Consider the following 21,705-nt stretch of genomic DNA (forward strand, 5'->3'; position numbering starts at 1 on the left):
ATTTTGATAAAAGTTTTATAAATAGCCTTTTAAATTGTCGCACTTTTATTGTGAAAGCCCTAAAAATGCAGTAAAATAGACTATGGGTCTTTATTTTTCAGAAAGGAGCACAGAAAGCCTGATGGAAGTAAGAAATGTTTCAAAGCTTATTGGACAGTTCGCCATGGTTGGCCAGCTTGGCTTATCACTTCTGATGCCGCTTCTGATGTGTCTTTTCGCATGTTATCTGCTTGTATCCAAGTTATCTCTTCCGGTCTGGATATATATCCCCGGTTTCATATTGGGACTTGGGGCTTCTATGACAACCGCCTACAAGGTTTATCTGTCAGTTGTTCAAAAAGAAGAGAAAAAGAAAATAAAGAGAAACCCAAATGAGGTTTATTTCAGTAAGCATATATAAAACTATTTTTGGGGAGAATATATAGGTATGAAATTACAGCCGGCTGTTAAGACTGAAACGGGGAGAATTGCCATCGCGACAGGGGTAGGCGTACTTGTCATGTACGCAGTGTTTTTTTGTTTGCACATGGTCGTTCCTAATTGGGCGCCATTTGATATAAAAGTCATCCTGGGAGGAATCGGCGGATTTATAGTAGCTGTCGTAAATTTCCTGTGGATGGGTATCACTGTGCAAAAAGTTGCATCCATGGATGATGAAAAGGCGGCGAGATCTACAATGGGCGTAAGCTACAGATATCGTCTGCTGCTTCAGATCTTGTGGATAATACTGGCGATCGTTGTCCCGGTATTTAATCCTGTATCGGGCATAGTTCCGCTACTTATTCCTGCATTATTTATAAAACTACGCGGTATCATTTCTGCGGGGAAAGGAGGTTGAAGGCGAAAGCATGAGTCAAAGCTTCGAAGTTGATTATGCGAAGATATACTGGACTATCAAGACCGGTATTCCGATCCTTGGAGATTTAAAGATCACCGAGACCCTCATAGTGAGCTGGATCGTAATGATCATAATCACCGGGCTGTGTATCTTCCTGACAAGAGACCTTAAGGTCGAGAACATTTCGAAAAGGCAGGCTTTTGCAGAAATGCTGGTAGAGATGGGCAACAATTTTGTCCGCAATAATACCGGAGGAAACAAGTTTGATAAACTGATACCCTTTGTATCAGCTCTTTTTGCCACTAGTGTGGTTTCAAACCTGATAAGTCTTGTGGGACTTAGAAGTCCTACAGCAGATCTGTCAACAGAAGCTGCCTGGGCGATAGTCGTGTTCATCATGATTACGTCTACAAAGATTAAGACCAACGGATTTGGCGGATATTTGAAAGGATTCACGACTCCAATTGCAGTTATGACACCATTCAATATTCTGTCTGAGTTGGCAACACCGGTTAGTATGGCGTGCCGTCATTTTGGTAATATCCTGTCGGGTGTTGTTATTGACGGACTGATCTACTGGGCTCTGGGCCTTGCATCAGCAGCGCTTTTCGGACTTATACCCGGTGCCGTTGGAAAATTCCTTTCCAACATTCCTATTCTCGGAATTGGTCTTCCGGCTGTGACCGGAGTGTATTTTGACTGGTTCTCAGGATGCATGCAGGCGTTCATTTTCTGTATGCTGACCGTCATGTACATCGCCAATGCGGCTGAGGAAGGATAACAACTTAATACGTACGTAACACTAAAAAACAATAAATGCTTTAGGAGGCAAAAGAATTATGGGTGATTTTCAGATGCTGGCAAAAGGTATTGCACTTGCAGGTTGTGGAATAGGTGCAGGATGTGCACTTATCGCAGGTATTGGACCTGGTATTGGTGAAGGAACTGCTGTTTCAAAGGCTCTCGAAGCTATCGGACGTCAGCCTGAGTGTAAGGGCGATGTAACAGGAACAATGCTTCTTGGATGTGCCGTTGCTGAGACAACCGGTATCTACGGTTTCGTTACCGGACTTCTTCTTATCTTCGTTGCACCTGGTATGTTTATGAATTACCTTCAGTAATAAAAAGGAGATAAAATATGCAGACACAAGATCTAGTAACCCTTGTGCCTTGGACCTTTATCATTCAGATCATTAACCTTTTTATTCAGGTCTTTCTGATCAAGAAGTTTCTTTTTAAGCCAATCAATGACATTTTGGAAAAGAGAAGAAACCTTGCTGATAAAGAGATCAAGGAAGCCAGAGAGGCTAAGACTGAAGCCGATTCCTTGAAAGAACAGTATGAGAGCAGTCTCACAAATGCTCATGCCGAAGCTGCACAGATCGTATCCGATGCTCAGAAGGAAGCCCAGAGTAAGGCTGACACACTGGTAAGGGATGCACAGGAAGAGGCAGCAGGCATTAAAGCCAGAGCGGCTGCTGATATTGAACAGGAAAAGAAAAAGGCTATCAACGAGGCCAAGGACGAGATCAGCTCCCTTGCAATGGACATTGCAGGTAAGGTTGTTGAGAAAGAGATCAACGAAGCTGATCACAAAAAACTTATTGAGGACTTTATTAACAAAGTCGGAGCATAAGATTTTTTCGAAGAAAAGAGGTAAGGAAAATGAGCAAAGCTGGAGATCTTTATGGGCAGAGCCTGTATGATCTGGCAGCGGAAGAGAACCTTACGGATGATATACTGGGCGAAATGGTGAGTGTTAGGGAGATCTTTAAAGAGAATCCCGATTACATAACACTCCTGTCGGAGCCTTCAGTCCCAAAGAAGGAAAGGCTGCAACTCGTAGACGAGTCGCTGGGAAGCAGCTTAAATACTTACCATCTGAACTTTATCAAGATACTCATAGAAAAAGGACTGCTTCGTGAGTACTCAGCTTGTTATAAGAGATTCAGAAAATCTTATAATGAGGCCCACGGCATAGCAGATGCACTGGTAACAACAGCAGTTGCTTTATCGGATGCACAGCTGTCGCAGTTAAAAGAGAAACTTGAAGGGATCAGCGGTAAGAAAGTCCTTTTGGAACAGAAAGTGGATACCGGCATCCTGGGTGGTGTCAGAGTAGACCTGGAGGGACAGCTCTTTGACGGATCAGTCAAGGGCAGGTTATCCGAGCTTCGCAAAAGAGTTGATGACATCGTCATCTAATTACATGAACTAATACATCGGAGGATGATATGGAGTTAAAACCAGAAAAAATATCCGAGGTCATTCGAAGCCAGATAAAGAATTATCAGAACGCAATCATTCAGAACGAGACGGGTACAGTTCTCACAGTCGGTGACGGTATCGCACGTGTCAGCGGTCTTTTGAACTGTATGTCCGGTGAGCTTCTTGAGTTTGAGAACGGAACATTCGGAATGGCTCAGAACCTCGAGGAAACAGTAGTTTCAGCGGTTTTGTTCGGCGAGGATGTTGGAATCAGCGAAGGACAGACCGTTAAGCGTACAGGAAGAGTCGTATCTGTTCCTGTAGGCGAGCAGATGATCGGACGTGTAGTAAATGCTATTGGACAGCCAATCGATGGCCAGGGTCCGATCGAATCAACAGAGTACAGGCCGGTTGAGTCACCTGCACCCGGTATTATCGCAAGACAGCCCGTTAAGGAGCCGCTTCAGACAGGTATCAAGGCTATCGATTCCATGATCCCTATCGGAAGAGGACAGCGTGAGCTGATCATCGGCGATAGACAGACAGGTAAGACAACAATCGCCATCGATACAATTCTTAACCAGAAGGGAAAAGACGTTATCTGTATCTATGTAGCTATAGGACAGAAGCGTTCAACCGTTACAGCACTGGTTGAAGATCTTAAGAAGGGCGGCGCTATGGACTACACCATCGTTGTAGCAGCTACAGCGTCAGAGCCAAGCCCGCTGCAGTACATTTCACCATACACAGGCTGTGCTATGGGTGAGTACTTTATGAATCAGGGTAAGCATGTGCTTTGCATCTATGATGACCTTTCAAAGCACGCGGTTGCATACCGTGCACTTTCCCTGCTTATCAGAAGACCACCGGGACGTGAAGCTTATCCCGGAGACGTATTCTACCTGCATTCAAGACTCCTTGAGAGAGCTGCTAAGCTTTCTGATGAGAACGGAGGCGGATCACTTACAGCCCTTCCTATCATCGAGACACAGGCAGGCGACGTTTCGGCATACATTCCTACAAACGTTATCTCCATCACTGATGGTCAGATATTCCTTGAGACAGAGCTCTTCCACTCAGGCATCATGCCGGCGGTTAACCCCGGTATCTCAGTATCCCGAGTTGGTGGTAACGCTCAGATCAAGGCCATGAAGAAGGTTGCCGGAACTTTGAAACTTGTTTATTCACAGTACCGTGAGCTGGCAAGCTTTGCACAGTTCGGATCCGACCTTGATGAGGATACCAAGAACCGTCTGGCTCAGGGTGAAAGAATCGTGGAAGTTCTTAAGCAGGATAAGAACAAACCGGTTCCTGTAGAGAAACAGGTTGCTATCCTCTACGCGGTTGTCAACAACATCCTGATGAAGGTTGATGTTGCAGACGTTGCAGAGTATGAGGCAGGACTTTATGATTTCCTCGATGCAGATCCTTCCGGAATCGCAGCAATGCGTGACATCCGTGAAACCGGTAAGCTCGAGGCTGAAACTGAGAACAAGTTAAAAGAGGCACTGGACGCTTATACAGACAAGTTCATTAAGCAGAAAGGCTGATAAGAGGAGGATAAGATAATGGCTGGATCAATGAAAGCTGTTAAACTCCGAATCAAGAGCGTTCAGAGCACGATGCAGATCACGAAGGCCATGCAGCTGGTTGCTGCATCCAAACTTCGTAAGGCAAAAGAGAGAGCTGATGCATCTAAGCCCTATCTTGAGACCATGCTTGGAACTCTTACAGATATAGCCAATTCAAATACGGATTTCCAGTCGCCTTTTACAAAGGCTGCGGAGAACGAAAAGTGGCTGTACGTTGTAATCGCCGGAGACAGAGGTCTTGCAGGCGGATACAACTCAAACCTGTTTAAGTTCATGGAGCAGGAGACCAAGGGGAGAGATAATGTAACAGTTCTTCCCATCGGAAAAAAATCCGTAGAATACTTTAAGCACAGAAACGTACCTCTTTTCACAGAAGAGTACGCAGAGGTTGCCAAGGTAAACATCTCGGATTGTTTCCAGGTTGCCAAGCTGATCTGTGAAGCGTATAAGTCAGGAGAGTTCGGACATATATTCCTGTGCTACACGAATTTTATTTCCATGCTCTCACAGGTGCCCACAGCAGCATCACTTCTTCCTCTCTCGGACCTTAGATCCGAAGATCTGAAGTCTGATGGAAAAGCAAGGGATCTGATCTTGTACGAGCCGGACTCAGAGACAGTGTTCAATGCTATTGTTCCGGAATATCTGGCGGGAATTCTTTATTCCAGTATCAACATTTCTTATGCCAGTGAGCTTGCGGCCAGAAGAACCGCGATGGAAGCTGCAACAGACAATGCAGAAGAGATGATCGATACCTTGAGTCTGTACTATAACAGAGCGCGTCAGGCAAGCATTACGCAGGAAATTACAGAAATAGTAGCTGGTGCGGAAAGCTGATCATGCTACTAATAAATTAAGGAGTCAAACACAATGAGTGAAAATCATATTGGAAAGGTAATACAGGTTACAGGCCCTGTACTTGACATCCGCTTTAAAGAGGGTGAGCTTCCGGATCTTCACAATGCTATTGAGATTATGGTTGGGGACAGAAGACTTATCGCTGAGGTTGCTCAGCAGGTCGGTGACGACGTAGTTCGCTGCGTTGCCATGAGTTCCACAGACGGTCTTGTTCGTGGCGTTGATGCAAAAGACACAGGAGGCCCAATCACTGTACCGGTTGGTGACAAGTGCCTGGGTAGAATCTTCAATCTTCTCGGAGAGCCTGTAGATAACGAGCCTGCTCCGGAGGATGTAGAGAGATGGCCAATCCATCGTCCTGCTCCTTCTTATGAGGATCAGGTTCCGGCTACAGAGATCTTCGAGACAGGTATTAAGGTCGTAGACCTTATCTGCCCTTACGCTAAGGGTGGAAAGATCGGTCTGTTCGGCGGTGCCGGAGTTGGTAAGACCGTTCTTATCATGGAGCTTATCAATAACGTTGCTAAGGCACACGGTGGTATTTCAGTATTCACCGGTGTTGGAGAGCGTACCCGTGAAGGTAACGATCTTTACGGAGAAATGAAGGAAAGTGGAGTTATCGATAAGACCGCACTGGTTTACGGTCAGATGAACGAGCCACCGGGAGCCAGAATGAGAGTTGGTCTTTCCGGACTTACAATGGCTGAATACTTCCGTGATGTAAAGAATCAGGACGTGCTTCTTTTCATCGATAACATCTTCCGTTTCACACAGGCCGGATCTGAGGTTTCCGCCCTCCTTGGACGTATGCCTTCAGCCGTAGGTTATCAGCCTACACTGGCTACTGAGATGGGTGCTCTTCAGGAGCGTATCACATCAACCAAGAAGGGTTCAATTACATCCGTTCAGGCCGTATACGTACCTGCGGACGACCTTACTGACCCTGCTCCTGCTACAACTTTCACTCACCTGGATGCTACAACGGTTCTTTCCAGAGATATCGCTTCAAAGGGTATTTATCCGGCGGTTGATCCTCTAGATTCAACAAGCCGTATCCTTTCACCTGATATCGTAGGAAAAGAGCATTATGAAGTAGCAAAGGGAGTACAGCAGGTGCTTCAGAGATATCGTGAACTTCAGGATATCATTGCTATCATGGGTATGGACGAGCTGTCAGAGGAAGATAAGCTTACCGTTTACAGAGCACGTAAGGTTCAGAACTTCCTGTCACAGAGCTTCTCAGTTGCTGAGCAGTTCACAGGACTTCCCGGAAAGTACGTTCCTCTTAAGGAGACTATCCGTGGATTCAAGATGATCCTTGACGGTGAGTGTGATGATCTTCCGGAGTCAGCATTCCTTCTTGTTGGAACCATTGACGAAGTCTTCGAAAAGGCTAAAAAGTAAAAGGAGCGACTTATGTCTAGTTATCATTTACAGGTTGTCTCCATGGATGGCCTGGATTTCGATGGAGAAGTTCAGAAGCTGCTTCTGCGTACAATAGACGGTGATGTTGAGATCCTTGCTCGCCACACTGACTACTGTACCGCTATTGGAATGGGCACAGCGAGAGTGACCATGGAAGACGGCACAGAGAGAAAAGCAGCCTGTATCGGTGGAATGCTTTCAGTCTTAAAGGGTGAAGTCAAAGTCTTCCCTACCACCTGGGAGTGGAGTGAAGATATTGATATTGAGCGTGCTAAGGCTGCTAAAGCAAAAGCTGAAGAGAGACTTTCAGACCAGCTCCTGGACAAGGAAGCCAGAGTAAGAGCTGAGGCTAAGCTCTACAGAGCGCTCGTACGACTTGGTTCCACCGGTCATCAGGATCGCGAAAAATAAGAATTGTATTAAGAGTTTTAAACATAAAGAAAACGCCCCCGGCATTACGCCGGGGGCATTTCCAATTAATTGTGTAAGGGTTATATATAATTACTCCTTTACGCCGCCGATTGTAAGACCTGCAACAAAGTATCTCTGCAGGAACGGGTAGAGCATAACTATAGGAGCCATTGTAATGATGGTAGCTGCAGCTCTTACGGAAACAGGAGTGATGTTAACCTGTGTTCCTGTAGTAGCAGCACCTGCGTTACCCTTAAGGGAGGTAACGGCTGAAAGCATCTTCATCAGCTCGTACTGGAGTGTTGTGTACTGATCTGCCATACGGTTGTAAAGCATTGTATCGAACCAGGAGTTCCACTGACCTACAGCAACGAAAAGAGCAATTGTTGCGTAGATAGGTTTACACAAAGGAGATACAACCGATAAGAAGATCTTCATGTAACCGGCACCGTCGATCTGTGCTGCTTCCTGAAGTGAATCCGGAAGACCTTCCATGTAGGTTCTCATAACCAGCATGTTGAAACCGCTTATCATTCCCGGGATTACATATACCCAGAAGGAATTGGTGAGATGAAGGTTTCTGTACAAAAGCATTACAGGGATCATACCACCGTTAACATACATTGTGATAACCCAGAAGAGTGAAAGCTGTGATCTGAACACGAAGTTCTTCTGGCTTACAATGAATGCAAGAAGCGCATTGGCTGCAACTGCGAAAATTGTTCCGAGAACGGTTCTTAAAACTGAAATAACAGCGCCGCGTCCGATATTACGAAGGGCAAGTACTGCGGAATAGTTCTGTGTAGTAAAGATTCTTGGCCAGAGATGTACACCGCCTCTCATGGCGTCGACACCGTCGTTAAACGAAATGGCCAGTGTGTTAAGTACCGGGTAAATGGTTACTATACAGAAGATCAGCATGAATAGATAAAGGAAAATGTAGAAAACTACATCCCATGCACTTAATTTATGAAGTCCACCTGACTTAATCTCATTCTTTTCCATACAGCACCTCCCTTAGAATAACCTTTCTTCGCCGGTCTTCTTAGCGATCTGATTTGCAAGTACTATGATCACTATGGATACTACACTCTTAAAGATACCGGCTGCAGTACCGAGGGAATAGTCATTCTGGCTGATACCCCAGGTCAGAACGTAGATATCGATGGTATCTGATACGCTCTTTACAAGTCCGTTTCCTAAGAGATACTGTACTTCGAAACCTGCATTAAGCAGATTTCCCATGTTCATAATAAGCAGGATAATAATCGTAGGCTTGATTCCGGGCAATGTAACGTTCTTGATCTTGCCCCATCTACCTGCACCATCGATGGAAGCTGCCTCATACAGGCAGGGATCAATGGATGTGATAGCTGAAAGATATATGATCGCGTTCCATCCTGTTTCCTTCCAAACATGTGCGAAGGTTACGATAGGCCAGAACAGAGCCGGTATCGAGAAGAACGGAACGGTGTCTTTTACTAAACCAAATTTAACTAAAAGCTCGTTTATGATACCTGTTGATGAAAGGGCATCATTCAAAATACCTGTAACAATGATCCATGAAAGGAAGTGTGGAAGGTAGGAGATTGTCTGTACTACCTTCTTGGCTCTCAGCAGTCTGAACTCATTTAAGAGGATCGCAAAGACGATAGCTGTGAGAGTAGTGAAGATAAGATTCAATGTTCCCATGCAGAAAGTGTTTCTGATAACCTTAAGGAAGGTTACATCCGAGAACAGGAATCTGAATTTTTCAAGTCCAACCCACTTTGAGTGGAAGAGGCCTGTCTTGTTTTTATAGTTTTCAAAAGCCATCAACCAGCCGGCCAGGGGCAGATAACAGAAGATAAATCCGTAGATTACAAATACTGCAGACCATGCTATAAGAACCTTTTGCTTGGCGAGTTCTTTTCTTGTGATGACCGTTTTCTTTTTATTTGCGGCGGTTTTACTCATCCCTTTTGGTACCTTTCGTTTAATAATTCTGTATAAAAAGGCAGCCATATACTTATTAAGCTGCATATGGCTGCCTTATCATCTAGAACAAGAATTAAAGCATTAGTTGCCTGAATTTGCTGCTACTCTTCTGTCGAGCTCTTCCTGCATCTGGCTAAGGAAGTCCTGAGGATTGCATCCTTCATAAGCTTTCATGTAGTTGTTCCACTCGCTCTCGAAGTCTGAAGCCATAACTACCTTAGGAAGCCACTCGTGCTTAACTTCACCCATCTTTGTCCAAGCTACACCACCCTGTGTTGATGTATCAAGGTTGTTTGAGTATGACCACATAGGGAACCAAGGATGTGTTGCGTTTACATCTTCTACAACTGATCCGATGAGATCAGGATAGTTCTTAGCACCGTAAGCGTCGAAGCACTTCTTAAGAGGTTCAGCTAACTTATCATAGAACTCTGAAGGCTGCTCTTCAGGAAGGTTAGCGTTCTTTCCATCGTCGCTTGTTCCGCCGTACTGAGGAAGGTAGCTGTATGTGCACATATGATCTGCTTTGTACTTAGGATCTGCTACCTTCGCTCTGATTTCAGGAGTTCTGTAGAAGAGTCCGTTATCGTCTACGAGGTAGTCAACACCTTCAACACCCCAGAAACGAAGGTTCATGATATCCTGGTCAAGCATCTTGTCAAGGAATGAGAATGCAAGGTCAGGGTCTGCGCAGCTTGTTGTAACTGCGATACCTGAAGCTGTGTTAAGTGTGTCGCCGTATGTATGCCAACGGTTGTCCATTCCCTCGTCAATTGTAAGTCCAAGAGGAACGTAGTTGCAGCCCTGAACATCAAGACCTGCTGTAAGGAGTGCGTCGTTGATCTGCTGGAAATCCCAGTACTGATCGCACATACCAAGTACGTTACCGTTTGAAAGCTTCTGGATATAGTCGTCGTACTTCTGTGTTCCGAAGTCCTTATCAACGATACCCTTCTTATACTCTTCGTTCAGCTTAGCGAAGTATCTCTTAGCTGTAGGAGTTGTATTGTAGTCAACGATTGTAGGATCCTTGCCCTCGAAATCAACGATTACAGAACCGTCGTTTGGATATCCATCAAGGAACTGAGGAGCGTTCTCAATACAGAAGTATCTCCAGTCATCGCAAAGGCATGTGTAAGGGATGATATCCATCTCGTTGCCGTTAGCGTCTTTGGTCTTAGGATTAGCTGCTGCATATCTCTCAAGAAGATCGAAGTACTGATCAAGTGTCTTGATCTCCGGGTAGTTATCCCACTCAAGAACTCTTGCCTGAATCCAGAATGCTTCGTCGTTGTGAGCTGTTCCTGTAGGAGCGCCCTTTGTGTTCTGGAATACGTTGCACCAGTAGATGTGTCCGTCATCCTGTCTGAACTGATCCCACTCTGTAGGAGTGTAGTAGTTTGTAAGGTTAGGATACTTGCCACTCTCAAGGTACTCATCCCAAGGAATAAGAACACCTTCGTTGTAAAGATCTGTAGATCCGTCACCACCATCGATAAGGTCAGGATATGTTCCTGATGCGATGATTGATCCGATTGCCTCTGAAACTGTCTGACCTGTCAGCCATGTCTCTTTAAGACGAACACCGGTCTTCTCTGCGATCATGTCCTGGATCTCGTTGTTACCGCTGTTGATCTCTGTTCCGGGCATTCCTGCGAAGAATGTGAAGTCAACGATCTCGTCAGGTGCATAAGTCTTTTCTTCTGCAGCTGCTGTTGTGTCTGCTGCTGTGTCTGTAGTAGCAGGTGCTGCTGTCTCTGTGCCCCCATTTGATGTCTGTGCGCTGTCGCCTGTGCTCTGAGCTGCTTCACCACAACCTACAAGAGCAGTTGCCATGAGCATTGTGCTCATTGACAGAGCAACAACTTTTTTCATTGCTTTGTTTTTCATAATTACCCCTTTCTCCCTTTTACTTTTTTTATTTGGTCCAAAAAAAGTATGATTATGTGACACTTTTCATGGATTATTATAGAACTCAGAAAATTTTGATAGAATGGAATTCTTTTACTTCAATAAGCACTTTTTTTACTTCTTTAACAGAAAATTTACTTTTTGTTTCTTTTTATTGTGCAAAATGGACATGTTTATTTGGTATAATTAATAATTTGTGCCAAATTTCTTGTCATATTGCCATATAAAGTCTGAATGACTGTCCTAATGTTAATAGTAATGTATAACATCAGGACCACCCCATTCCAATCAAATATTGGCAAGGTCTTGCCAATGAATGCTCAGTGAAGGAACTCAACAGACTTAAGAGAACAGCTCCCGCTTCCTTTATATATAAGGTAAAGCGGATTTTCTCCGGAAACCGCATCAAACCTGCATTCGTGGGCTGTCCAGATGTTTGATCCGATTGCTGTTAAAAGAGCCAAAGTCTCTTTTGAAAGATCGGTCTTAATTTCAAAGTGGCCATCAAAGTATGCCCTTGTCTTAATGCGAAGTCCCTTAACATCATTAAAATCAAAGTACTTAAATCCAATGGTCGTTCCGTCTGTGATTCCCTTGATGTAGCCGTCGTTCTGGTCGCCATCGCCACCCTCCTGGACAACCCTTGGAGCGCTGTCCTCAACATACATCTTCTTCTCGGGAGTGAAGATGTTGCAGGCAATGTAAGCAGGGTATTCACCGATGTCCTTAAGAGGAGCGCCGTTAAGCCCGCAGGAAGTGATCTCTACCTGAGGGATCCTGCCGTCTTCTGTAAACTCGATCCTCTCTGCGCAGCCCTGTCTTGAGAACCAGGTGCCATGGGTATGTCTGTGGTAAAAGATATACCAGCTGCCTTCAATTTCCACGATGCTGCCGTGGTTGTTGGCGCCGTAACCGGATGGATCCTCGGCATTTTTGTAGGTATCTATATGGAGGTCGCAGTTACTTACGATAACGCCGCCGTAGGTAAATGGGCCTTCCGGTTTATCAGATGTTGCATAGCACAGCTCGTGCATAACTTCCGATGAGTAAATGAAGTAGTAGGTATTACCGCGTTTTCTGATGGATGGAGCTTCGAAGAAAGCGTGTCCTTCGAAATCAGTTCCCTGGCTGTACTTGGCACCGGGCACGATTATCTCCGGAGCCTTGACTACTGTCAGCATGTCTTTTCCAAGGACTGTGTACATTGCACCGTGCCTTGACTTGTCGCCATGTCCGCAGAAGCCTGTGTAGAGGTAAGTGATATTTCCCTCTGTCATTACACCGGGGTCAAACTGTGGCTCGTCGCCGGCTTTTTTGCCAAGCTTTGTTCCGTCTTCGTAGTGAACATATCCGTAGAATTCAAAAGGTCCTGCAGGAGTATCGGCTACTGCTACCGACACGACATTTTCTTTGTCGAGGACGTAGTAGAGATAGTATCTGCCATCCGGTCCGACTGTGATATCAGGTGCATAGAGGCACTGATGTCCGTCAGGGTTTAAAGGATCTGAAGTCTTGGGATAGATAACACCCTCATAGTGCCAGTTGCCGAGGTCATTAACAGGCGCTGACCAGCACACATAATCTCCGAGGCAGAAGGTCTCTCCTCCCACAAGATCGTGTGAACCGTAGACATAAACCCTGTCTCCGAATACGTAAGGTTCGCCGTCCGGGATGTATTCCCAGGATGGAAGATAGGGGTTGACTGCCTGCTTCTTGCTGCCCTGTCTTATGCCGCCCTCCTGCCTTGGTGATGCTCCGCGGCCAAGAAACTCCATTTCGTTTCTGGCTGCATCTGCAAAAGGCTCCCACTTCGGAAGAGGAGTTCTGTCCTTGCCACATCCGTTGGGATCACCTGTCTTGATAAAGTTTGCAAAGTAGTCGCACATCTGACAGGCCAGCTCAAAGTGCCTTCCTGCGTAGGGCCTGTGACACATGTGAAGTGTATCGAAGAAGAACCACAGATCTACCGAGTGGAAAGTGCCGGGATAAGAATCTCCCGCATGACCGTCTCCCGGAATGTCGGGATCAAATCTGTAGTAGTAAAGCTTCTGATCAGGACGATTTTCGTTTGCTTTTAAGAACACCTGCTTAACAGAGCGCTCAACCATGTTTACGCCGGCTTCTGAAAACTCATCCGTGGTGTTTCCTGAAATGATGGGAACATTAAGGCTCTTGCCGTTTGCAATATTTTCTGTGGGATCATCCTTGCAAAAGAGTCCGTCGATGATCGGGAACATTCTTCTGTGAGTTTCTGCAAATTTGTTGTAGCCATCAAGAAGCTCCCTTGAAGAAAGAGCTCGTGCTTCTTCCAGATCTTTTACACCAAGGCTCTCAAAGAATTCTTTTCCGAGGTCCTCTGCCTGCTTAAGGTTTAATGGATGGAAGATGTCTGCATCTGAATTATCGAGTCTTATGATTCCGCTAAAGATCGCTGCAGCCTTGATGATGTCTTTGTTGTCTTCGCAGCTGAGCTGATGCTGAACGCTGGCTCCGCCTGCTGACTGGCCTCCGATAGTGATCCTATCCGGGTCTCCGCCGAAGGAGGCGATATTTCTTTTAACCCAGTCAAGGCCTGCCTTCTGGTCGAGAAGACCGAAGTTGGAAGGAGAAGCAGGTGACTCGCCTGTTATCTCGGGATGAGCCATAAAGCCAAAGCATCCAAGACGGTAGGCAATGCTAACGACAATGACACCTCTCTCAGCAAGAGGTTCTCCGTTAAATTCCATCTCTGCCGTGTAGCCCCACTGGAAGCCTCCGCCGTAGATCCATACAAGGACGGGGAGTTTTACATCGGCTTTTTTGGCAGGTGTCCAAATGTTGAGGTAGAGGCAGTCCTCGCTGTTTCTGATTTCGGGATCAACGTGCCACTCGCGGTTATAAACGAGCTCGCCGATGCCCGGTGTATCCTGCATTGAGATGGGACCAAACTCAAAGGCGTCCAGTGTCCCCTCCCAGTTCTGCACCGGTTGTGGCGCTCTCCATCTGTTTTTTCCTATAGGTGGTGCTGCAAAAGGGATGCCCTTAAAGACCGTGATACGAGGGTCATTTCCGGGAAGTCCCCTGACTTTTCCGTTTTCTGTTACTGTTTCTCTAAGCATGATTTTTCCCCTTATTCTCATGAATTATATAGTTCATTAATTTTAATTTATTCTCGACGGCCACCATCTTCCAATCAAATAATGGCAATAAATTAGCAATTTATGAAAAGAAACGGAAATAAATCTTGGTGTATATTTTTCTATAACATGAACCTAAATTTGGAGGATTACCAAAATGAGTGATATCAAGATCCTAAGCAGCTACAAGGCGCTTTCAGACCACAACCCTGTAATGGTGCAGAGATTCGGAGCTGACCCCTATGCACTTGAGTACAAGGGAAGAGTATATATTTACATGACACTGGATTATCCGGAGGTCAATGACATCGGGGAAATCCAGGAGAATACCTATAGTAAGATCGACAAGATCAGCGTCATTTCATCTGACGACCTTGTTAACTGGACGGACCACGGAACGGTCTATGCAGCAGGTGCAAACGGCCAGGCGAAATGGGGCGGAAATTCCTGGGCGCCGGCAGCAGCATGGAAGACAATAGATGGGAAGGACAAGTTCTTTTTGTACTTTGCTAACAGCGGAAACGGAATCGCAGTCCTTACGGCAGACAGCCCTGTAGGACCGTTTACCGATCCTCTTGGACATGCGCTTATATCAAGAGAAACACCCACCTGTGCCGAGGTAACATGGCTCTTTGACCCTGCAGTTCTCATGGATGATGACGGCGAGAGCTACATATATTTCGGGGGCGGAGTTCCGTCTGATGACAAAGCTTCTGATCCCGGAACAGCAAGGGTTGTCAAGCTTGGAAAAGACATGATCTCTATCGTGGGAGATCCGAAGCCCATAGAAAATGTATCCTATCTCTTTGAGGATTCCGGCATAAATAAGATTGATGGAAAGTACTATTATTCCTACTGCTCAAACTTCTCCATGACACCTGAAGCCGAGAAGGAAAAAGGCTTTGAGCAGGGCGAGATAGTAACCATGGTTTCCGATGATCCCATGGGACCTTTTGAGATGGCAAATCCTGTTCTTAAGAATCCTGAGCATTTCTTTGGACTTGGCGGAAATAACCACCACTGTATGTTTAAGTTTGAGGGCGAGTATTACATCACCTACCACTCAAGGATATTAGAGGAGAGCATGGGCATTCTTAAGGGCTATCGCAGCACCAGCATTGACAAGCTTGTGATCGATGAGAAGGGGCAGCCTTCTGCCAGCGTTGCTACAAGAGAGGGTGTTAGGCAGCTTAAGTGCGTCGATCCTTACGTGGAGACAAAAGCAGTTACCATGTCAAATTCAGCAGGTGTTGCCACAAGGCAGTACGGAGAAGAGGCAGTTAAATACGGCTCCGGCGACATGATCCTGACTGCAATCAAGAGCGGAAGCTGGGTGCAGATAAGTGGTGTGGACTTTGGCGCAGATCCTGCAAGGCTTGTGGAAGTTATGGTGAAAAGAGCTGACGGAAGAAGGTCAGATAAGATAAGAGGCAAGATCCTTGTATGCCTAGACTCACCTGAGTCAAAGCCCATAGAGGAGATTGAAGTTGGCATGGAGCCTGTAAAGGGAGTGGACGCCGGAGAAGAGCTCATTAAGATTTCAAACAGGCTCGATACTCAGGCTGTAGGAATTCATGATCTGTACTTTGTCTTTGAGGGTGAAGGCTTTGAGTTCTATTCCTGGAAATTTGTAGAGTGATCTTGCGCGGCGAAAACTGTTTTGTAAGATATGGGGGAAATTATGGCAGAGATAGCAAACAAGGGGCCTGTGGCACCCAAGGATCCAACTAAGAAGCGTCCTTTTTTCTATATTATGAAGGACAAGGAAATATTCGGAGCTCCGCAGCCGGATGGAAGCTTTGCTCACTTTTTGTACATGGATATGGGAAGACTTACCGATGCTGCCAAGCTCACGGGTAATGTCACAGATGAAGAGATGATAGAGAGCCTGACCACAAGAACAGGTCTTCAGAAGATGGTCCACTCCATCGGAGTCAGCGTATCCTGCGAGAAAGCTGCTGAGAAGACAAGGTTTGTGGCAGAGCTGTATCCGAATACTCCCGGCGAAGAGGTAACCGTCATTGAAGCGGAGCTTGCCATGGATGGCATGGAGACTGTAATTGAGCTTGATGGCGTCGACTGGAAGGACGGCGATAAAGAGCTGGGGCAGATGAGATTTCTTTTTGATAAAGAGGGGCTCTGCGCCACGGCAGATGTAAGGTTCTATCTTAATGACGGGTTTGAAGCTCCCGAGCAGCCCGAGGAAGTTGCAGTAGATTTCGCTTCTGAAGGCTACAAAAAGATGATCGGCAATAGCCTTATGCAGACCGGTAATACCGAAAGGCTCAGAAAGGTCCTTGATAAGGCAGCTTCCGGAGAGGATGTAACTCTTTCATTTATCGGAGGCTCAATAACTCAGGGAGCCGGCGCTATTCCCATCAATGAGAAGTGCTACGCAAGGGTCTTTTACGAGGACTTTGTAAAAAGATATATGAAGGGCGGAGAGTGCACCTTTGTTAAGGCCGGTGTTGGAGGAACTCCTTCAGAGCTTGGAATGATCAGGTTTGAGAGAGATGTGCTCCGTGATGGGAAGTGCGAGCCTGACCTTGTTGTCATAGAGTTTGCAGTTAACGATGAGGGCGATGAAACTCAGGGCGTATGCTACGAGAGCCTTGTGAGAAAAGCTCTTTCTCTTCCCTGGAAGCCAGCGGTAGTTCTGCTATTTGCAGTTTTCTCAAACGACTGGAATCTTCAGGACAGATTATCTCCTGTTGGAAAGAATTATGATCTTCCGATGGTCAGCGTCCTTGATGCCGTAAGTCCGCAGTTTCCGCTGATGCCTAAGGATGGGCGCGTCATCTCCAAGAACCAGTACTTCTACGATGTGTATCATCCCAGTAATCTTGGACATCAGATCATGGCTGACTGCCTGACGAACCTGATGGAGGTGGTAAGTGTAGGGCCTCTTCCTGCTGATCAGGGAAAAGAGATTTCTCTTGCGGAAATTGAGCCGGTGATCGGAGCAGATTTTGAGCAGGTAGAGCTTCTTGATAAGAAAGAGATGGATGCGCTTAAAAAGAAGTACGATATCGGAGAGGTGGCCGAAGGCTCTTTTGACCAAAAAGATGAAGACCTGCAGGCTGTGGAGATGGATAAGGATATCAAGATGACTCCCGAATTTCCGCACAACTGGTGTCACGAAGGCGGAAGTGAGCCCTTTAAGATGACGCTTACCTGTAAGAGACTGCTTCTGATATTCAAGGATTCAGCTGCTGCAAGCCATGGCACGGCTGAGGTCTATGTCGATGGTAAGAAGGTCCTGGATGCGGATCCTCACGTAAACGGATGGACCCACTGCAACGCCGTGATCCTTGTAAATGAGGCGGAGAGCAGGAAACGGGAAGTCCTCATTAAGATGAAGGATGTAGACGAAGATAAGAAGTTTACCATTCTCGGATTTGGAGTCTGCTGAAATAGATATCAGAAAATGAGAAAAAACATGGCGGAAAATGTGAAGAAGCATGTCGCCATGTTTTTGTATAATTAGCCATAGAAGGACTATGGGGAAACATGGGGAAAACGAAATGGGTAAATTAGTACTTCCAAAGATCATTTCGGACGGAATGGTCATTCAGAGACGTAAAAGAATACATATTTGGGGATGGGACGAGCCTGGAAGAGGAATCGAGGTAAGGCTCGATAATCTCATGTCCACAGGAAAGGCTGACGATAGAGGAAGGTTTGATATCTACCTTTCTGCAAAAGAGAGCGGAGGCCCTTACGAGCTCATCGTTTCAGACGATAAGGACGAGGAGATCGCGGTTAAAGATGTAATGATAGGCATCGTGTGGCTCGCCACCGGTCAGTCCAACATGGAGCTTCCCATCGCAAGGGTTAAGGACAGGTATCCTGCTCTTGCTCAGATTGAGGAGAATCCCGGGATCAGGACCTTCAAGATCGTGGAGGACACAGATTTCCACGGACCTTTGGCGGAGCTGAGGAGCGGCGCATGGAGCAGAGTTAAAAAGGATACCATCATGGACTTCTCTGCGACCGGATACTTCTTTGCTGCATATCTTCAGAAGCTCACAGGTCAGACTGTTGGATTTATAAATGCATCCCTTGGCGGATCCAAGATTTCCTCCTGGATGTCAAAAGAGATGCTGGAGGGGTATGACGAACTTATAGAAGAGGCGGATAAATACGCCGACGATGATTTCAGAAAGAATCAGGCGGACAAAAACGTCATCAACGGAACGCTCTGGAGAGAGAAGCTCGATAAGCTTGACAGGGGACTTTCAGAGAAGTGGATGAAAGAAGAGCTCGACGAGCGCAGCTGGAAGGAAATGGATATTCCGGTGATGTTTAAGGATACTGAGCTAAACGGAATGTGCGGATCGGTATGGTTCAGAAAGAGCTTTGACCTGCCTGAGGAACTTGCCGGAAAGAACGCAAGACTGTTCCTTGGAACAATGGTAGACAGGGACGAGGTATTTGTTAACGGAGTGAAGGTCGGCGGGATAGAGTATCAGTATCCGCCGAGGAAATATGATATTCCCGAGGGACTTACCAGGGAAAAAGGAAATGTGATCGCAATAAGACTCTGCGTTGAGTACGGCCTTGGAAGGATAACTCCGGACAAGGAGTACAAGATATTCAACGATGATGCTGAGGTAAGGCTTGATGGTACCTGGTACTACAAGGTTGCTGCAAGATGCGGAGAGATTCCGCCCACAGACTTTATCAACTGGCATCCGACAGGTCTTTACAACGCCATGACTGCGCCTTGTCACAACTTCCCAATAGATGGAATCATCTGGTATCAGGGCGAGTCAAATACCTATGAGCCATATGACTATGTTGATCTCTCAAAGCGCATGATAAAGGGCTACAGAGATAAGTGGGGAGAGGAAAACCTTCCTTACATCACGGTTCAGCTCCCTAACTTTGTTATAGATATTCAGCCGGTGGACGATCCATGGCCTGAGTTCAGATTAAAGCAGGCAAAGCTCCTGGACGATCCGATGGTTGGAATGACAGTAAACATGGATCTTGGAGAAGACAACGATCTTCATCCCACAGGCAAGCGCCGCATCGGCAAGCGCCTGGCCCTCTGGGCTGCGCACCTTCGCTACGGCTATGCCGGCGAGTTCACAGGTCCTACACCTATTCCTGTTTCAGTTAAGGCTACAGGTTCAGGCCTTATGAAGGGCTCAACTGTAGAGATCAGGTTTGATCACGCCGACGGAATGGTTGCCAGAGACATCGGCAAGGGCAGCGAGATCCGCGATTTTGTTGTAGTTGATGATAAAGGAAAAGAGTACGAAGCCAAGGCTAAGATTGTCGGCGAAGCAATTCAGCTTCAGACAAACCTTAAGGTAGAAAAGATAAAGAAGGTTAAGTACCTGGTTGCCTATACATATTCGGGAGCCATGATCTACAACAAGGCCAACCTCCCAATGGGCCCCTTCGAACTCGAAGTAAAATGAGTCACCGGGGACGTTTCAGTTTTGAGACACCGGGGACGTTTCAGTTTGACTCATTATGAGACACCGGGGACGTTTCACATTGACCCATTTTGCAAGATCCGGAAGATTCTGCCCGCGCCCGGCGATTGTAGTTCGGGTGAATACCGGAGCCAAGTGCTGCCCGGGCGCCAAAAAGCGGCGCCCAGCGTACTGTCCCTTGACTCCGGTATTCATCCGAACATATTGGTCACTAAGGCGGGCAGGAAAAAGGGCGTTGCATTCAAGATTGAAAGTGCAGGCAGAAAGATGAGGTTTTGCTGATTTTCTACATATACAGCAAAAAGTAGGCTGTGGGCGTAGAAAGTATGAGAGAAAAATTTTGCATTAGGGATTATTTTCTACCTATACAGAAAAAAGTGATCTATGGGCACAGAAAATAGAAATGAATGTGGAGAATCTTTCTACCTATATCCCCAAAAGTGGCCGTTGGGCGTAGAAAATAAGGCATTTTGAATTTTGTTTAAGAAATTCTTTCTACCTATATTGTGAAAAGTGCCTTCGGGGCGTAGAAAATGTGTGATCATAAGATTTTCTATATATACAATTGAAACTATGTCCATGGTATAGAAAATTGGACACTTGAAAAAGTATGTTGATTCAATTTTCTATATATGTGAGAAAAAGTATTTCTGGGGTATGGAAAAACAAGCTTATAAAGATTTTGGGGTGAAGAGTTTTCTATATATATGAGCAGAAGTTGTCTCGAAGTATAGAAAAACTGCCTGACAAAGTTTTTGAGAAGATCTGTTTTCTATATATATGACAAGAACTCAACAGAAGATATAGAAAAGGAGTCAAAGAGAACCGTCCCCACTGACTCAAAATGAGACAAAGTGAAACGTCCCCGGTGACTCACCGCTACCAACGAGGACGAGCGAGAGCGTGCTCAAGGTGACCGAGTCAATTTTTGACGACAGCAGCCAATAGCTTTCGGACCTTATTGCTTGGTGTAGGTTCGGCCGGCGACGTCGGCACCCTGGAGGTACATCTTGCGGTACTCGGTGGGTGAGCAGCCGTTCATATCCTTGAATACACGGTTGAAGGTTGAAAGAGAGAAGAACCCTGACTGCAGTGCGATGTCCATGACTGAGAGGTCGGTGTCGCCAAGGAGCTCCTGAGCCATCATTACGCGGCGCTTGGTGATGTACTGATAGCAGGAGATGCCCATGGAGGACTTAAAGAGTCTCTCGAAGTGGTACTTGGAAAAGCCTGCAAGCTCAGCAAGCTGTTCAACCGAGAGATCCTCACTTCTGTGGGAATCGATGTAGTTGGTTACAGCCACTAGTTTTTCAATGTTTTTGGACTGGGAATCTGAAGTGCCGGTGGGAACAATAGCATCCACAAGATGCATGCTTCCAATCTGGGCAAGGATCAGAGTCACCAGAGAATATACAGATATCTGAAGAAATTCATCGCTCTCTCCGTAGAGGCGCTCAATGTCCCAGAAGTAGTTCTGAAGGCGCGCAGCTTCCACAGGGAACTGGCTCTGCTTAACATGAACGTAGGGCGGAAGAGTTTTAAGGAGTGGAACCATAAGAGAAACCTGTGAGTAGCGGGTAAAGTCAAAGAGAAGGATCATCTTCTCACCGCCCGGTGCAACAGACAGGTACTCATGAAGGGTTCCGGGAGCGATAAGCATTATATCTCCGGGAACGCAGTTAACAACTGCGGAAGAATCGTTGTGAAACTTAACCTGGAATGACCCTGACAAAGGAAGGATCAGCTCTACCTCGTTGTGCCAGTGGAGCGGATATTCGTTGAGCGTATTGTGATAGAGAAGGACGCCCTTTAAAGTGTCGTAAATTATATCTTCTCTGGACTGGGCGTTAATATCTTCAATCATGGATCATTCTCCTTTGATTTATGTTAACTCGTACATATTCTAGCATTTTACGCCAAGG

At 46.1% G+C, this 21,705-nt stretch carries 18 protein-coding genes; 13 read left to right on the forward strand and 5 right to left on the reverse strand.

The features are described 5' to 3' along the window. Positions 1–121 precede the first annotated feature (121 nt). From G633_RS0111645 to atpC, 10 genes are read left to right on the forward strand one after another with little or no spacing between them, the layout of a single operon-like run. Positions 122–400, forward strand: a complete 279-nt coding sequence (locus tag G633_RS0111645) for an AtpZ/AtpI family protein (RefSeq protein ID WP_022766435.1) — start codon at positions 122–124, stop codon at positions 398–400. A 27-nt stretch (positions 401–427) separates the two neighbouring features. Continuing rightward, the gene (locus G633_RS0111650; RefSeq protein WP_026520023.1) at positions 428–838 is read left to right on the forward strand and encodes an ATP synthase subunit I; all 411 of its coding nucleotides are present in this window, start codon (positions 428–430) and stop codon (positions 836–838) included. Positions 839–848: 10 nt separating this feature from the next. Next, positions 849–1,619: a F0F1 ATP synthase subunit A gene (locus G633_RS0111655; RefSeq protein ID WP_022767987.1), complete on the forward strand. Its 771-nt coding sequence runs from the start codon at positions 849–851 to the stop codon at positions 1,617–1,619. Positions 1,620–1,677: 58 nt separating this feature from the next. Then, the gene (gene atpE, locus G633_RS0111660; protein WP_013279572.1) at positions 1,678–1,959 is read left to right on the forward strand and encodes an ATP synthase F0 subunit C; all 282 of its coding nucleotides are present in this window, start codon (positions 1,678–1,680) and stop codon (positions 1,957–1,959) included. 17 nt (positions 1,960–1,976) lie between these two features. Beyond that, positions 1,977–2,474 (forward strand): F0F1 ATP synthase subunit B, encoded by a 498-nt coding sequence (gene atpF / locus G633_RS0111665; protein WP_022767988.1) that lies wholly within the window; start codon positions 1,977–1,979, stop codon positions 2,472–2,474. 29 nt (positions 2,475–2,503) lie between these two features. Next, the gene (atpH, locus tag G633_RS0111670; RefSeq protein WP_022767989.1) at positions 2,504–3,043 is read left to right on the forward strand and encodes an ATP synthase F1 subunit delta; all 540 of its coding nucleotides are present in this window, start codon (positions 2,504–2,506) and stop codon (positions 3,041–3,043) included. Positions 3,044–3,072: 29 nt separating this feature from the next. Further along, positions 3,073–4,596 (forward strand): F0F1 ATP synthase subunit alpha, encoded by a 1,524-nt coding sequence (gene atpA / locus G633_RS0111675; protein ID WP_022767990.1) that lies wholly within the window; start codon positions 3,073–3,075, stop codon positions 4,594–4,596. A gap of 18 nt (positions 4,597–4,614) precedes the next feature. Further along, positions 4,615–5,475: an ATP synthase F1 subunit gamma gene (atpG, locus tag G633_RS0111680; protein WP_022767991.1), complete on the forward strand. Its 861-nt coding sequence runs from the start codon at positions 4,615–4,617 to the stop codon at positions 5,473–5,475. Positions 5,476–5,508: 33 nt separating this feature from the next. Beyond that, entirely contained in the window at positions 5,509–6,900 is a 1,392-nt protein-coding gene (gene atpD, locus G633_RS0111685) for a F0F1 ATP synthase subunit beta (protein WP_022766443.1), read from the forward strand. Between the two features lie 12 nt (positions 6,901–6,912). Beyond that, positions 6,913–7,332 carry an ATP synthase F1 subunit epsilon gene (atpC, locus tag G633_RS0111690; RefSeq protein WP_022767992.1) on the forward strand — a complete coding sequence of 140 codons (420 nt, stop codon included), beginning with the start codon at positions 6,913–6,915 and terminating at the stop codon, positions 7,330–7,332. Positions 7,333–7,422: 90 nt separating this feature from the next. Here atpC and G633_RS0111695 read toward each other — a convergent pair whose 3' ends face one another. The 4 genes from G633_RS0111695 to G633_RS20415 all read right to left on the reverse strand — a co-directional run bounded on the left by G633_RS0111695 (position 7,423) and on the right by G633_RS20415 (position 14,318). Next, positions 7,423–8,337 (reverse strand): carbohydrate ABC transporter permease, encoded by a 915-nt coding sequence (locus tag G633_RS0111695; RefSeq protein WP_022767993.1) that lies wholly within the window; start codon positions 8,335–8,337, stop codon positions 7,423–7,425. A gap of 12 nt (positions 8,338–8,349) precedes the next feature. After that, a complete protein-coding gene (locus tag G633_RS0111700; RefSeq protein WP_026512402.1) occupies positions 8,350–9,288 on the reverse strand; it encodes an ABC transporter permease in 939 nt (312 codons plus the stop codon). A 102-nt stretch (positions 9,289–9,390) separates the two neighbouring features. After that, the gene (locus tag G633_RS0111705; protein WP_022767995.1) at positions 9,391–11,199 is read right to left on the reverse strand and encodes an extracellular solute-binding protein; all 1,809 of its coding nucleotides are present in this window, start codon (positions 11,197–11,199) and stop codon (positions 9,391–9,393) included. A 341-nt stretch (positions 11,200–11,540) separates the two neighbouring features. Continuing rightward, positions 11,541–14,318, reverse strand: coding sequence for a carboxylesterase family protein (locus tag G633_RS20415; protein ID WP_022767996.1), 2,778 nt, complete (start codon positions 14,316–14,318; stop codon positions 11,541–11,543). 175 nt (positions 14,319–14,493) lie between these two features. Here G633_RS20415 and G633_RS0111715 point away from each other — a divergent pair, with 175 nt between their 5' ends. The 3 genes from G633_RS0111715 (at position 14,494) to G633_RS0111725 (ending at position 19,765) form a co-directional block, all read left to right on the forward strand. Then, on the forward strand, positions 14,494–15,975 hold the full coding sequence (locus tag G633_RS0111715) for a glycoside hydrolase family 43 protein (RefSeq protein WP_022767997.1): 1,482 nt from the start codon (positions 14,494–14,496) through the stop codon (positions 15,973–15,975). A 42-nt stretch (positions 15,976–16,017) separates the two neighbouring features. After that, complete coding sequence (locus G633_RS0111720) at positions 16,018–17,748, forward strand: SGNH/GDSL hydrolase family protein (RefSeq protein ID WP_022767998.1); 1,731 nt, start codon at positions 16,018–16,020, stop codon at positions 17,746–17,748. Positions 17,749–17,860: 112 nt separating this feature from the next. Next, the gene (locus G633_RS0111725; RefSeq protein ID WP_022767999.1) at positions 17,861–19,765 is read left to right on the forward strand and encodes a sialate O-acetylesterase; all 1,905 of its coding nucleotides are present in this window, start codon (positions 17,861–17,863) and stop codon (positions 19,763–19,765) included. 976 nt (positions 19,766–20,741) lie between these two features. On the opposite strand, the gene G633_RS0111730 is transcribed toward G633_RS0111725, so the two are convergent. Then, on the reverse strand, positions 20,742–21,647 hold the full coding sequence (locus G633_RS0111730; RefSeq protein ID WP_022768000.1) for an AraC family transcriptional regulator: 906 nt from the start codon (positions 21,645–21,647) through the stop codon (positions 20,742–20,744). Between the last annotated feature and the right edge of the window lie 58 nt (positions 21,648–21,705).

Source organism: Butyrivibrio sp. FCS006, from assembly GCF_000424525.1.
Taxonomy (GTDB): Bacteria; Bacillota; Clostridia; order Lachnospirales; family Lachnospiraceae; genus Butyrivibrio.

What these genes read in the sequence shown, in the direction of transcription:
- atpF (WP_022767988.1), top strand. Translation starts at nt 1,977, where the DNA reads ATGCAGACACAAGATCTAGTAACCCTTGTGCCTTGGACCTTTATCATT.
- G633_RS0111715 (WP_022767997.1), top strand. Translation starts at nt 14,494, where the DNA reads ATGAGTGATATCAAGATCCTAAGCAGCTACAAGGCGCTTTCAGACCAC.
- atpD (WP_022766443.1), top strand. Translation starts at nt 5,509, where the DNA reads ATGAGTGAAAATCATATTGGAAAGGTAATACAGGTTACAGGCCCTGTA.
- atpE (WP_013279572.1), top strand. Translation starts at nt 1,678, where the DNA reads ATGGGTGATTTTCAGATGCTGGCAAAAGGTATTGCACTTGCAGGTTGT.
- G633_RS0111650 (WP_026520023.1), top strand. Translation starts at nt 428, where the DNA reads ATGAAATTACAGCCGGCTGTTAAGACTGAAACGGGGAGAATTGCCATC.
- atpC (WP_022767992.1), top strand. Translation starts at nt 6,913, where the DNA reads ATGTCTAGTTATCATTTACAGGTTGTCTCCATGGATGGCCTGGATTTC.
- G633_RS0111695 (WP_022767993.1), bottom strand. Translation starts at nt 8,337, where the DNA reads ATGGAAAAGAATGAGATTAAGTCAGGTGGACTTCATAAATTAAGTGCA.
- G633_RS0111725 (WP_022767999.1), top strand. Translation starts at nt 17,861, where the DNA reads ATGGGTAAATTAGTACTTCCAAAGATCATTTCGGACGGAATGGTCATT.
- G633_RS0111720 (WP_022767998.1), top strand. Translation starts at nt 16,018, where the DNA reads ATGGCAGAGATAGCAAACAAGGGGCCTGTGGCACCCAAGGATCCAACT.
- atpG (WP_022767991.1), top strand. Translation starts at nt 4,615, where the DNA reads ATGGCTGGATCAATGAAAGCTGTTAAACTCCGAATCAAGAGCGTTCAG.
- atpA (WP_022767990.1), top strand. Translation starts at nt 3,073, where the DNA reads ATGGAGTTAAAACCAGAAAAAATATCCGAGGTCATTCGAAGCCAGATA.
- G633_RS0111700 (WP_026512402.1), bottom strand. Translation starts at nt 9,288, where the DNA reads ATGAGTAAAACCGCCGCAAATAAAAAGAAAACGGTCATCACAAGAAAA.
- G633_RS0111705 (WP_022767995.1), bottom strand. Translation starts at nt 11,199, where the DNA reads ATGAAAAACAAAGCAATGAAAAAAGTTGTTGCTCTGTCAATGAGCACA.
- G633_RS20415 (WP_022767996.1), bottom strand. Translation starts at nt 14,318, where the DNA reads ATGCTTAGAGAAACAGTAACAGAAAACGGAAAAGTCAGGGGACTTCCC.
- G633_RS0111730 (WP_022768000.1), bottom strand. Translation starts at nt 21,647, where the DNA reads ATGATTGAAGATATTAACGCCCAGTCCAGAGAAGATATAATTTACGAC.
- G633_RS0111655 (WP_022767987.1), top strand. Translation starts at nt 849, where the DNA reads ATGAGTCAAAGCTTCGAAGTTGATTATGCGAAGATATACTGGACTATC.
- G633_RS0111645 (WP_022766435.1), top strand. Translation starts at nt 122, where the DNA reads ATGGAAGTAAGAAATGTTTCAAAGCTTATTGGACAGTTCGCCATGGTT.
- atpH (WP_022767989.1), top strand. Translation starts at nt 2,504, where the DNA reads ATGAGCAAAGCTGGAGATCTTTATGGGCAGAGCCTGTATGATCTGGCA.